Source organism: Vibrio sp. 661, from assembly GCF_033339315.1.
Lineage (GTDB): Bacteria > Pseudomonadota > Gammaproteobacteria > Enterobacterales > Vibrionaceae > Vibrio > Vibrio alginolyticus.
This window is the reverse complement of sequence record NZ_JAWOUJ010000001.1, coordinates 46,195-58,807: the sequence shown is the minus strand read 5'-3', so window position 1 is coordinate 58,807 and position 12,613 is coordinate 46,195. Positions and strand designations below refer to the sequence as shown.

Sequence of the window (12,613 nt, the reverse complement as noted above, 5' to 3'; positions counted from 1 at the left end):
TCTCAATCCTTGGATTCATGTTCTACCTAGAACATAGGCTGCTCTTGCACCAGATAAGATGATTGGATTTACTCCACGTGCAAAAGCATCACACTCAGCATTTCAGAGAGTTTTTTTTCGTCAAAAAAAATTAAGACGGTTTTCGAGGCACTTGAGAGAACTTAACTAAAACTCGCACTCTGTTACACAGAAAGTGTCAGACTGAGTCAATAATTTATAAAATCTCAGCAGAAACTAAAATTATTGTTTACTCAGTAACGAGTTAGTTAAATGCGATGAAGACCTTATTTTGTTGTTTATTAAGGTTTTGTTTCATTGATATAGAAAGAGAATTGAAAGGAAAAATAGCCGTGAAGACGTATTAGTCACGGCTGAAGTGTTCACTCAACGCGGCGCGACGTTTAGAGGCTGCGCCGGTTTCTGAGCCCTGAACGGTATGCTCAAATCCTTTACGAATGAATCGCTGATCTGGAATAAGAGGCTCAATACGGCGTATTTGAGGTGAAAGATGAGAGCCCGAGATCTGATACGCGGTCTTTCCTAATCCGGTATTCAACGTGATCACCTTGCCATCGAATTCAAATTCCGTCGTAATAAGTCGATGGTTTCGGTATACCCCATCTTCAGTGAAAACGAGACGTTCTGTTTGGTAGGGTGGCGCGCCAATCTCAATCCATTCGCCGTACACCTTTTCCGGATCAATGTGGTCTTGATAGGAGAGGTGGATTTGATAGCCAAAAAACGTCAACAGACCCATCCCGAAGCAGACAAATGTACTCTTGAGGATTTTGGATTGGTGGCGAGCCAAAAATGAAAGTTTTGGTTCTTGTCGTGCTTTTCGCCTTCGGCGAGTCGAGTCCGTCATAGATCTAATTTTCTCCACTTTTTTAACATGGTGGAAACCTTCCTTTTTAAAAACAAACAATCCCGCCATTGAGACGACGAAACTATGATCTAATGTCCACTTTTACATTCAGATACACATCTTATTGATGGTTTTGTTGTTTGCTCACATTCATTACTTCGCAGTTTTTCTTGCTCGGTTTAGGTCGCCTGATTAATCCTCGCGAAAAGAGGTTCTCGCTCAGTAGCAAAGGATGTGCGTTACTACGTTGAGTTTAATGGCTTTCAAAGCTTGAGTAACGGAAAGAAACAAGGTAAAAAAGAGCGGACTTTTGATAAGGAAACCAATAATGAATATTAAGGAAAATAGCTATTTTGCTGGTAGTGTAAAATCACTAGGCTTTAACCAGAAAGATCAGGATGTTAGCGTTGGTGTGATGCTTCCTGGTGAGTACACGTTTGGTACTCAAGCACCAGAGCGTATGACGGTTGTAAAAGGTGCGCTTGTGGTCAAGCGTGTTGGCGAGAGCGATTGGACGACTTATCAAAGTGGTGAGTTTTTTGAAGTGGAAGGTAATTCTTCATTTGAGCTTCAAGTGAAAGAAGCGACTGCGTATTTATGTGAGTACTTCTAGCGTTCATTTGTTGCTCGTCATAAAACCACCTTCGGGTGGTTTTTTCGTCTATGTGCTTCACTTATAACGCATCTTTTTGGTTATTTGGGTATATACTTAATAAAAATGTACCCATCGACCAAGGAGGAAGTGATGGCAGTACAACGCAAGCATTCTGATCTCCCTCCTCGTTACGAGGACAAAGATCTCACCAATGAGCAAAGACAGCGCTTTACCGAAGTTGCCAATGCCGCTCATAAGAGACGTGAATTTTATCGACGTGCTCTAGGAAAGAGCTTAATGGGCAAAATGAAGGGCCGTGCGTTTAAAGATCACCCCACTCGTCAGCAAGACAAGCCGAACAGAACGTTGCAAGTAGTGTGGTTAATCGTATTTCTCGTTGTGGGGCTTTGGGTGATGCATGTGTTCGCTTAGTCATTAGCAAGCTTCTGGTACCGCTGGTGCATCAGATGTTGACTGTTCTTCCGTATTGCAGTGCTCATAAAAGGCGTACTGGTTTTTACCAGTATGTTTAGCTGCGTACATTGCTTTATCTGCACATCGAGTCAATTCAGACAAATCCTTTGCATCTTGCTTATAGATAGCAGCGCCTACACTCATTGTTAACTCGTTAATCATATCGTAGCTTCGGTAACCTGTCGGAAACAGATTCACGATCCGTTTTAGGATGCTGTCGAGGTCACCTTTACTTTTTACATCGTAAAGCATGATTACAAATTCATCGCCCGCAAATCGAGCGATGGAGTAGTCGTGTTTATCGGTTTTTCTGTCTTTGTTGCGAATGTTATTTTTTAATCGAGTTGCGAAGGCTTGAAGTACTTGGTCACCAATATCGTGCCCGTAGGTGTCGTTGATGTGCTTGAAGTTATCGATATCGAGAAAAACCAATGCGGTGATGCTGTCATCAGATGAGTGCTTGATTTCATCGAGCTTTGCGCGCGCCCAAGTTTCAAAGCTCCAGCGATTGGCAAGCCCAGTGAGCTGGTCAAAATATGCTAACTCCTCAATCCCCTCACGATACAGTGTTTGAATGTAATTGAGGACTTTCGTGTAGTAATACGAGAACGTGTGACACACAAACGCGGTCGCTATCAGGGTCAGCATCAATCTCCGCTCTATGATTTCTGTGGCTGTTGGCAGTCGATCTAAAAAAGCGACCCCAAAAAAGATCAGTAAAATGTAGGTGCCACTGAACAGCAGACCGACCTTAAACTCATTAATTAATACCAGAGTGGCGACAATAGGATATAGCCATAGCATCTTGCCTGACGGAGCGTCGTTATACAGAAGTAACAATAACCCTTCGAACATTAAGACAGCACTTAGCCATAAGTCGGCGTATTGATGGTGCCGCTGGACTTTTATTACATAACTGATTGCTAAGCATGCCAAGGCACACAAAGCATGGAAAAAGCTTAAACCCCAGTTATTCTCAAGTGATTGAGCAATGGAACCATAAGTTAAACAGGCAGCGGCGATACTGGAGCATAAAAAGACAATTTTCTTTTTTCTTGTTGAGCGGATGTCCGCCATTTCTTCTAAGCGCGCCCCAGCCAATGTCGACATTACGTATCCTTGCTTAATTAACGTGTACGCTTATTCTAGGCGGTATTTTCGCGATAAATAGAACAACAAAGTTTCCAAATGTGATATCAGTCATTTTTAGTGTAAAGCCATCAGTGTGATTTGGTGCGAGTGTTCAAAGAGGAATGGTGGCGCATGCAGGTTTTCATGGCGGTTCTTCATGGCTCTATATGGTTAGACTGATAACTCAAAGTAATGTATCTAGTTAGATGCATTTATATTGATTATCCTAATTCTGTTCGGTGCTCGTTGATTGAGAGTATTGTTCACCAATCTCTGCTCTACGTATCGTCAAGGCATATGTCGTTTCGAAAATGCATTAGAAATATTTTTCCGAAACAGGGCGAAATATTGTTGTCGTTATGACCAATATGCGACTAGAATCCGCGCTAAATCACAACCTCATATCGAGCTTCGTTCGAGTCACTATTTTTAAACTGCTTCACAAATATTGTGAGGCAGTTTTTAGTTGTAGGAAAGGTTACAAGCATGCCTAAAAGCCAAAACATCAACCAACGAATGTCCATCGTGGCATTAGCTTGGCCAATTCTTGTCGAAATTTTGCTACGGACGGCTTTAGGAACCAGTGACGTGTTCATGCTGAGTGGCTACTCAGACAAAGCCGTATCCGCTGTTGGTGTGATCACGCAGATTACCTTCTTTTTAATCATCGTTTCGACGTTTGTCAGTAGCGGTACGGGGATTTTGATTGCCCAATACAATGGCGCTGGACGCGAGCAAGAGTCAGTGAGCGTTGGTGTTGCGAGTATTGCGCTGTCTGTGCTCGTCGGTGTGCTATTGAGTGTGATTGCCGTGCTTGGTGCGATATACCTACTCCCGTATTACGGCTTGGAAGCGCAAGTTGAGCAGTACGCTCATGAATATCTGCTGATAAGCGGTGCGATGACGTTTAACGTTACGATTGGCGTTGTTTTTACAACTATTCTGCGTAGTCATGGTTATTCACGTTCCCCAATGGTGGTGAATTTGATCTCGGGTGTGTTCAACATCATTGGTAACTATATTGCGCTTTACCAGCCATTCGGTTTACCTGTGTATGGTGTGCAAGGTGTTGCGATAGCAACCGTCGTCAGCCAAGTCATCGGTACGTTAATGTTATGGTTTATTCTCGCTCGCAGCAGCATTGAACTACCGATGTCGACCATGAAACAAGTGCCCGCAGAGATTTACAAAAAGATCTTAAAAATCGGCGGCATGAACGCGGGTGAAGTGCTGTCTTACAACGTGGCGCAAATCTGCATTGTGTATTTTGTGGTGCAAATGGGGACGGCATCGTTAGCGGCTTTCACTTATGCGCAAAACATTGCCCGTTTCTCGTTTGCTTTCGCGCTGGCAATTGGTCAGGCAGCGCAAATTCAGACCGGTTACTACATCGGTAAAGGTTGGGTGAGTAGCATTTTAAAACGCGTACAAATCTACTTCTTAGTGGGGTTTGTGGCATCAACGGCGGCAACCACACTGATTTACCTGTTTAGAGAAGAGATTCTGCGCGTATTTACCGATCAACCGGAAATACTCGCATTGGCAAGCTCGTTAGTCATGGGCTCAATTTTGCTCGAAGCCGGACGTGTGTTTAACCTGATTTTTATCGCGGGGCTCAAAGGCGCGGGTGACATCAAGTTCCCAGTGCAAATGGGGATTTTGAGTATGTGGGGATTAGGCGTGCTTTTCTCTTACATCTTTGGCATCCACTTGGGTTATGGCGTTTTAGGGGCTTGGATGGCAATCGCTCTCGATGAATGGGTACGTGGTATCATCATGGCAAGACGTTGGCGCTCTCAGGTGTGGACCAAGTTTAAGGTGAGCTAACGGTTTTCGGTATCGCGCATCACGCTTATTCTGTTGTTAGAAAACAAAAAAAGGCACTGATAGTCAGTGCCTTTTTGTTATTTAAAATCGGGAAGACGTTAGAATTCGCACTCAGCTTGGAACACCATACGCTCTTTGCTGTATGGATGATCCAGCTCTAGCATCTCAGCATGCAGGTGTAAGCGATTCGATTTTTCGCCGTATAAACCATCACCAACCATCGGCATGTTTAACCCCATGTGATGAGCACTGTGTACACGTAGTTGGTGAGTTCGCCCGGTTTTCGGATACATGTATACCTTGCTGCGTCCATCTTTGACTTCAATCAGTTGCCAGTAGGTTTCTGCATGTTTCCCGTGTTCAAAACACACCAGTTGACGTGGGCGGTCGTCTGGGTCACCACGCATTGGCAGTGAAATTTCCCCTTCAGGCTCGTTTAATACGCCTTCGAGCAGTGCCATATAACGTTTTTGTACGCCGCGAGCCATAAACTGTTTTTGCAGACTTTTGTTCGCGCGCTTAGTTAAGGCAAACACCAAAATGCCAGAGGTCGCCATGTCGAGACGATGAATCACAAACGGCCCTTCCACATCAGGGTACATCGCTTGTAGGCGCGTATAAGCAGAGTCCTTGATAGTTTTACCAGGCACTGAAAGTAAGCCCGAGGGCTTGTTGACGACGACCATAGCGTCGTCTTGGTAGATTATCTCTAGTTCTTTGTCTTCTGCCCAATTCTCCGCCAATGGATTAGGTTCGACATCCAGCCCTTGCATCATATGGCCCAAAATCGGCTGACATTTGCTGTTGCACGATGGGTAGAATTTTTTGTGTTGGCGAACTTCAGACTTTGGCGACACACCCCACCAAAATTCTGCCAGCGCCAGCGGTTTGAATCCGTGTTTAAACGCGTATTGAAGCAGTTTTGGCGCAGCACATTCCCCCGCACCTGCTGGTGGAACTGGGTTTGTGGTGTCCGCAAAAATGTCCACCAAGTCGCGTGTTTTGCCATGGTTGTTTAGAAAGCGGTATTGTTTATGCAATTTGTGCTGCAAAGCGTTGGAGAGCGTTTTGCGCTGCTCTTTCAGGTGAGCAAGTTGCTGCTCTAACTCAGCCAAGCGCGCTTCTTTGATTGCAAGCTTTTCATCCCACGCTTGCTTTAAGTATTTGAGAACGTTTTTCTCGGCGACACTTTGCTTACCCAACTCATCCAATAAGATTTTGAGGTCATCGGCATTGAGTGTTTGCTCGCCCTGTTGACGCTGTCGTTTGCGTGCGGCGCGGCCGTCAATCATCACTTGGCGCTGTGTTTGCTCTTCTTGTTGATAAGCGGCTCGGTCGGCTTGTATTTGCGCTTTAAGATCTGCCAATTCCGGATTCGCGGCACAGGTTTTGTACTCCGCATTGGCGGCGTTGATGGCATCCGTTTCTGCGCGGAAGAAACCTTCATCGGTCAGCATGTCATACACAGGAGGGACAAACCCTGGAATCAAGTTTTGGTCAGCAATTTTGCCAGAAAACGCACTTAAAAATCCGAGTTCGCCTTGAGGGTTTTCTACCAGCAATACGCCAAACATTTTGCCTCGCCCCGTTTCTTCATTAACCAAACCAAAATCGTGTTCGAAGTCGGTTTGCGCTAATAAGTGCTGTTGCAATTGCTTTGCGGCCATAACGCAAAGAGGATGCGGCGTGTAGTAGAACGGAAACGTAAACTGCGTTGGCAATTCATAGCCAGAAATATCAGCAGTAAAACGAGTAAAACAATGTTCAGGCGAGTGCATGGTGGGTATCCGCGCGAGTAAAAAATCGAGCGAGGATTGTACCTGTTTGAGTCAGGATTGCCATGTCGGTGTTGGCACTCGCTCTTGGATTAAGAACAAGAGCGAGTGGGGAAGAGCTTATTGCAGTTTTTGTAATGCAAGCTTCCACTGTGCCGGTTTGTCGTAGTAGGTCGAGTGCGGCAAGGTCAAGTACTCGCCATTTACTTCTGCAATCAGGGTTGGATAACCACCAACGTGTAACTGTCGCATCAATTGTCGGCTAGAGCGAATTCTCTCATCTAGTTCGGCTTCGCTTAACGCCATGTTTTGCTCCCACGCATCACTTGTTAAACCTAGCGATTCTGCAATGGCTTTGAGCGTCGATGCTTCATTCACTTTTAACCCGAGCTGATAATGCGCAGATTGGATGGCCTTTAGCATGTGCCATGGATTCAGCCCCATTTTCTCCGCACTCAAGATCGCTTGTGTGGGTAGATAAGAATCAATAACAAACGCATCTTCGCTTTTCACGCGTTGCAGATATGCTTCACCAAACGTTGCTCCGGTTTCGGTTGCGATACGAGCGTCACTGTTGATGATGTGCTGACGAAATTCAGATTCAATCGCGCGTTTCTCAATCATACCGCCGGGATGAAGCTCTACCTTAAATTGAGAGGTGTCCATCAAGGCTTCGATGAGTGGTGATGCCCCGTAGCACCAACCACACATGGGATCGAAGAAGTAATGCACGGTTACCATGACATTTCACCAGTATGCACTTTAGCACCGATTTCTAGCGCGATTGGCAATTGAGCTTCTGGGTATTTCGCTGACATGGTGTCAATGAGTTGAACGCTGTTATTGCTGTGTTTTTTCGCTTGCTGAAAATCCTGCAAGTATTGTTGCGAGTAGCGAATGGTGTCTGCGTTCAGCTTTGTGCCTGCTTTCATGTGACCAGGAATGACCACTTGAGGTTTAAGCGCAAGCATCTCGCTAAGTTGTTGCTCCCAAGCATTGATAGCGGTTTGGTCAGCGGCATCGGCCATCCACAAATGTACGTTTGAGTACACGGCTACGTTACCTAGAATCGCTTTGTTATCTGGAATCCATAGGTAAGGGCGGTGTGCTGATGTGCCATGGTTACCACGGATTTCAATCTTATGACCTTCTAGCTCTAATGATGCTTTATCGTACGCGACAGGGATCACTGGTTTTACCGGTGCGTTTGCGCCAAGCTTTGGCCCCCAGTACGCCAGCTTTCCAGCCAATTTCTCTTTAATAATTTTTTGAACCGCTGGCGTTGTGATGATCTGCGCATCAGGGAACTGTTGGTGTAAGGCCTCTGCGCCAAAGTAGTAATCTGGGTCCGCTTGGCTGATAAAAATGGTTTTAAGCGTTTTGCCTGAGTCCAGCACTTTAGCGGCAATGCGCATCGCGTCAGCTTTGGTGAAGCCAGTGTCGATAACCATGGCGTCAGTCTCACCGTATACCAAGGTTGAGTTTACGTGGAAGCTGTTACCGTCGGCGTTGTAAACCTCAAGAGTAAGGGGAGAGTGGTTTGCCGCTAGAACAGGGCTTGCCATTAAAATGGATGCAGCAATCAAAGTGAATTTTTTCATAATAAGCTCCTAAAGAATTTGGGGCCAAGCGACGATGGCTTGGGAACGGGAGCTATATTAGGAAATTGATACGCTCGAAAAAATACACAATAATGTGCATCACTATTTCTTATTTCGAGCAAATGTATGGATAGAGTAACGGCAGCAAAAGTATTTGTAGATGTGGTGTATTCTGGCAGTTTTACCGCTACCGCCGAGCGGTTAGACATGTCTCGGCCAATGGTGACTCGTTATGTAGAGTCGATGGAGAACTGGCTACAAACTCGTTTGTTGCACCGCACTACGCGCAAGGTGTCACTCACCACCGCAGGGGAGCGCAGCTTGCCTCAGATTGAGCGCTGGTTAAAACAGGCCGATACGTTGACGTCGAACATTGCCGCTGATGGTGAGCTGTCCGGAAAAATCCGTCTTGCGTCTAGTACTTCATTTGGATTCTCACAGTTGATCCCCGTAGTAAACAGTTTTATGCAAAAGCACCCCAAAGTGTATATCGACATAGATCTGCAAGATTCAGTGAGTGATCTAACCGAACAACGTATCGATCTGGCGATCCGAATTGCGTCAGATCCCGATCCTTCTTTGATTGGTAAGCCGATTGCGGTGTGCGAATCGGTGTTGGTAGCATCACCGCAATATTTACAAACTCACCACGCGATCGCGCATCCCCGAGATTTATCTTCACACGACTGTTTGGGTTACAAAAACTTTGAGCGTCACGTATGGCATTTGTCTCAGGGCGACCAGTTCGAATCGGTGGGAATTGAGTGTCGCCTAACCAGCAATGAGGCCACGGCGTTATTGCATGGCGCTTTGCAAGGCATGGGTATTTCGATGCTGCCAACCTATTTGAGCAATATCTATCTCAAATCGGGTCAGCTTGAGTCGGTGTTGCCGGATTGGAAGCCAAATGATCTCAACATTTACGCGCTGTATTCATCACGTAAACACTTGTCTCCTGCGGTGAGAGCTTTCATCGATCACAGTGAAGATTACTTTAAGCAGCACCCTTGGTGAATGCGAAAAGCGTCGTCATCCCGACTTGAGATTCATACAAGATCCTGTACCTTACATGGATATATTTTCGCAGCATCATTTAGAGTTTTCGTTAATGTCACAAGTTTGCATCAAATTTATTGCTACCGATATGGATGGCACATTGCTTGACCAGTACGGTCGTTTGGATCCAGAGTTTTTCGATCTGTTTTTGCAACTGGAAGAGCAAGGCATTTTGTTCTCCGCTGCGTCTGGTCGTCAGTATTACAGCCTGCGAGACACGTTCGCGCCAATCAAAGACAGACTGTTGTATGTGGCTGAAAACGGCACCTTGGTGATGTACCAAGACAAAGAGCTCTACAGTTGTACCATTCCTAAAGCGGAAGTGTTGGAGATTGTGAAAGCGGCTCGTGAGATTGACGGGGCGAACATCGTATTGTGTGGCAAGCGCTCGGCGTACATCGAAACGCATGATCAGCAATCGCTGGAAGAATTTCAAAAGTACTACCACCGCTGTGAATATGTGCCGGATTTGCTTGAGGTCGAAGACGAGTTTATTAAGGTAGCAATTTGTCACTTTGACGGTTCGGAAGAGCTCCTGTTTCCGACCATGAACGCGAAGTTTGGCGCAACGCATAAAGTCGTGGTGAGTGCAAAAATCTGGCTGGATGTGATGAATGCCGAGGCCTCTAAAGGTGCGGCCATTCAGCATCTTCAAGAGACGATGAATTTTACTCCGGCAGAAACCATGACGTTTGGTGATTACCTCAATGACCTCGAAATGCTGCAAGTCAGTGAGCATTCGTACGCGGTTGCCAACGCGCACGAAGAGATTAAGAAAATTGCTCGTTATTCTGCGCCAAGCAACCAAGAGGCTGGGGTACTCAAAGTGATTAAAGAGAAAGTGTTAGCGAAGTAACGCTCATTTATTCGATGTTATTTTCTTCTTCACGTAAAAAGCCCCGCAGTGTATGCGGGGCTTTGTTTTTTTTGTGTGTGTGGTGGGAGGGGGTAGTAATGTTCCCGTTTTAGCGTACGTACTTGGCGGTTGCGCTGACTAAAAAGTGTTGCAATTTCCCGTCTGATTTTGGCACCCACAAGTCGTTATGATAATGGTAAATACGACCATTGATGGTCACAGACAAGGTATTATCACCCGTTTGCTCCATGCGAATAAACTGATCCGAAGTGACCAAAAACGGCTCTTGCTCTTCAATGCTCTGGCCCGTTGCCAATACGAAGTAGCCGAATCGGTTGCCAGCATCCGGATCGGTTGAGTAGATTCGATGTCCAACGAGGCTGTAGTCGTCGTTGAGTGCCTGCTCAAGCGTTTTTTGCCCGATGGTTTCGTGCGATGGAATAAATACCCAAGCCAACACACCTGCCGCAATGACTGCCAGTAGAAGCAGTACTTGCATGAACTTTCTCATCATATATACCGTTTAACGTTGAAATTTCATTTTGTACATGCGCTTATCCGCTATGCTGATAAGAAAGTCAACATTGTCACTGTCTTTAGGGTATTGCGCTAAGCCCATGCTTGTTGAAAGTGTTGAGACTTTATCGGAGTTTAATATTTGTGCATCAAAGACGGTATTTATCTGCTCACGTACGTTCTCTTCATTGAGATGTTCACCTTCAAGGATAACCGCGAACTCATCTCCTCCCATGCGATAAACAGTAAAATCATTGAGTGCCATAGAATTAAGCCGCCTAGCGATTTCCCGCAGTACAGTGTCGCCAACTTGGTGTCCGTGTGTGTCGTTGACTTCTTTAAAACCATTTAAATCTAGAATCCAGAGAGAAAAGGGCCTTTTTTCTTGAGTAAATTTGTTTAGGGTTATGAATAGTGCATTGCGGTTCCCTAGGTTCGTCAAAGGGTCGCTTAGCGCCAATTTTCTATGGAAATGGGATTCACGATAAAAGAAATAAGTTAGAGAGATAATCGACAAAACGAACGTCGCAAACAACATATATTGTGCTTGCATTAAGCGCTGGGTTTGACCTTTTTGTGCTTCATAAGCTTTACTGCTTAGACGGAAGTTTTGATTAACGAAGTCTATTAAGCCTAAATATAGTGTTTGAGTTGAACGATAAAATGCAGCAGCAGCTTGGCTATCACCTGTTCTAGCTTCTACTAGTTGTTTTTCTAGCTCTTTGAACTCTTCAAAAAGGTTAATGAAGTAAAGGTGCATGTTGTTCCGAGAAAAGAACTTATTGGCTTTCGTGCTACTGGTCAATAAGTCAAAGCGACTCCACGCTAACTCGTATTGAAGCTCTGCACCATCAATATTCAATACGTTTTCATCTAACCGTCTGGCCTCGCCGACAAGTTCTGATAGTTCTTTGGAGAGTTGGAATAAAAACCAAGTCGCTTGTTTTTGTTCGTTATTAAAATTTTGTGAGAGTGAACGTGTTTGCTGTAAAAGCACGACATTCGCGAGGAGCAAAGAAACGGCAAACACCACCAGCAGCATTTTGCTGGTGGTAGAATATTGCAATATTCTTTGTTTCTTAGAATAGGGTTCTGATAACTTCATTCTTATTATTTTTCTTTTATTTCATTTACTTGCCATACCATTTGCGCATGATATTTATTGTAGTTTAGCTCTGGATAGAGATTGAGTGGATATATCACCCAGAAAGGGCCTTTATTCCTGACTTTTATGTAATTCTGATCTTGTTGATAAGCCAGTATTGGTTGATATCGAAGAATATCTTGTCGGGACAATGTCGAGTGATAGTCATTTAAGCTGCTGATATCAACCTGCTCTGGTACCTTTCCGTAGACGTGTGTAAGAAGCGTGCTGAGTTTAACGCCTAAAAACTCTGACGAAGCAGGAAGCCAAGGCAATGTCATCGTGTAGCTAGTGGTAGGTAAAGCTTGGATCTCTTCCAGTTCCAGTATGACACTAGGCTGCTGGCTACTACTAAATACGATCGTATTTGCAGACAAGAATGGCGCAACAAAAAACAGACCTAGCGCGACTATCTTTTTCATCATATGCCCTTTTGAGTTTTATTCTTTTTTCTTAGCTAGGACAAAGGTGCTAGCGGTAATTTATTTATAATTATAGAGCCAACCGGATGAGATTTTATAATACGTTATGTTTCAAAAATAACTGTCGGTTTACGTCACGTCAAGGTTATTAAGTTGCTTCTTAATTAAAAGCTCAGAGTATTGGGATGATGGTAGAGTTTCGTAATGATTTCGCGGTATTTAATTGGTTTTTAGTGCAGCTTTGTGTCATTTTTAATAAAGATACTGTGTCGGAAATGAGAATTTAATAAGGCGAGAAATGGATGTCGAATTTGCTCTTAAGTTACATTATTTTACATATTTAAATCATCG

Annotated in this window: 13 protein-coding genes; 5 read left to right on the top strand and 8 right to left on the bottom strand. The window is 44.7% G+C overall.

All coding sequences use genetic code 11. From position 1 onward, the window contains the following. Positions 1 to 361 precede the first annotated feature (361 nt). Positions 362 to 865 (bottom strand): DUF2850 domain-containing protein, encoded by a 504-nt coding sequence (locus R7P69_RS00310; RefSeq protein ID WP_005374408.1) that lies wholly within the window; start codon positions 863 to 865, stop codon positions 362 to 364. Positions 866 to 1,193: 328 nt separating this feature from the next. On the opposite strand from R7P69_RS00310, the gene R7P69_RS00305 reads away from it, so the two are divergent. Both R7P69_RS00305 and R7P69_RS00300 read left to right on the top strand, forming a co-directional pair. After that, entirely contained in the window at positions 1,194 to 1,478 is a 285-nt protein-coding gene (locus R7P69_RS00305; protein ID WP_005383244.1) for a pyrimidine/purine nucleoside phosphorylase, read from the top strand. A gap of 132 nt (positions 1,479 to 1,610) precedes the next feature. After that, positions 1,611 to 1,892 (top strand): hypothetical protein, encoded by a 282-nt coding sequence (locus R7P69_RS00300; protein WP_005374405.1) that lies wholly within the window; start codon positions 1,611 to 1,613, stop codon positions 1,890 to 1,892. Between the two features lie 3 nt (positions 1,893 to 1,895). Here R7P69_RS00300 and R7P69_RS00295 read toward each other — a convergent pair whose 3' ends face one another. Beyond that, positions 1,896 to 3,044 carry a GGDEF domain-containing protein gene (locus tag R7P69_RS00295; RefSeq protein WP_054575264.1) on the bottom strand — a complete coding sequence of 383 codons (1,149 nt, stop codon included), beginning with the start codon at positions 3,042 to 3,044 and terminating at the stop codon, positions 1,896 to 1,898. A 507-nt stretch (positions 3,045 to 3,551) separates the two neighbouring features. On the opposite strand from R7P69_RS00295, the gene R7P69_RS00290 reads away from it, so the two are divergent. Further along, positions 3,552 to 4,892 (top strand): MATE family efflux transporter, encoded by a 1,341-nt coding sequence (locus tag R7P69_RS00290; RefSeq protein ID WP_017633826.1) that lies wholly within the window; start codon positions 3,552 to 3,554, stop codon positions 4,890 to 4,892. Between the two features lie 98 nt (positions 4,893 to 4,990). On the opposite strand, the gene R7P69_RS00285 is transcribed toward R7P69_RS00290, so the two are convergent. The 3 genes from R7P69_RS00285 to R7P69_RS00275 form a co-directional block, all read right to left on the bottom strand. Beyond that, positions 4,991 to 6,670, bottom strand: coding sequence for an RluA family pseudouridine synthase (locus tag R7P69_RS00285; protein ID WP_054575263.1), 1,680 nt, complete (start codon positions 6,668 to 6,670; stop codon positions 4,991 to 4,993). A gap of 117 nt (positions 6,671 to 6,787) precedes the next feature. Next, positions 6,788 to 7,408 (bottom strand): DsbA family protein, encoded by a 621-nt coding sequence (locus R7P69_RS00280; RefSeq protein ID WP_054575262.1) that lies wholly within the window; start codon positions 7,406 to 7,408, stop codon positions 6,788 to 6,790. After that, positions 7,402 to 8,268, bottom strand: a complete 867-nt coding sequence (locus tag R7P69_RS00275; RefSeq protein WP_017633829.1) for an MBL fold metallo-hydrolase — start codon at positions 8,266 to 8,268, stop codon at positions 7,402 to 7,404. The genes R7P69_RS00280 and R7P69_RS00275 overlap by 7 nt, the downstream gene beginning before the upstream one ends. A 126-nt stretch (positions 8,269 to 8,394) precedes the next feature. On the opposite strand from R7P69_RS00275, the gene R7P69_RS00270 reads away from it, so the two are divergent. Together R7P69_RS00270 and R7P69_RS00265 are read left to right on the top strand one after the other, a co-directional pair. Then, positions 8,395 to 9,282 (top strand): LysR family transcriptional regulator, encoded by an 888-nt coding sequence (locus tag R7P69_RS00270; protein ID WP_054575261.1) that lies wholly within the window; start codon positions 8,395 to 8,397, stop codon positions 9,280 to 9,282. A 94-nt stretch (positions 9,283 to 9,376) separates the two neighbouring features. Further along, entirely contained in the window at positions 9,377 to 10,180 is an 804-nt protein-coding gene (locus R7P69_RS00265) for a Cof-type HAD-IIB family hydrolase (RefSeq protein WP_054575260.1), read from the top strand. Between the two features lie 109 nt (positions 10,181 to 10,289). Here R7P69_RS00265 and R7P69_RS00260 read toward each other — a convergent pair whose 3' ends face one another. The 3 genes from R7P69_RS00260 to R7P69_RS00250 are packed head-to-tail and all read right to left on the bottom strand — an operon-like array spanning position 10,290 to position 12,262. Beyond that, entirely contained in the window at positions 10,290 to 10,679 is a 390-nt protein-coding gene (locus tag R7P69_RS00260; RefSeq protein ID WP_017633832.1) for a hypothetical protein, read from the bottom strand. 24 nt (positions 10,680 to 10,703) lie between these two features. Further along, a complete protein-coding gene (locus tag R7P69_RS00255) occupies positions 10,704 to 11,801 on the bottom strand; it encodes a GGDEF domain-containing protein (protein WP_005383270.1) in 1,098 nt (365 codons plus the stop codon). Positions 11,802 to 11,806: 5 nt separating this feature from the next. Beyond that, a complete protein-coding gene (locus R7P69_RS00250; RefSeq protein WP_005374384.1) occupies positions 11,807 to 12,262 on the bottom strand; it encodes a hypothetical protein in 456 nt (151 codons plus the stop codon). Positions 12,263 to 12,613: the final 351 nt, after the last annotated feature.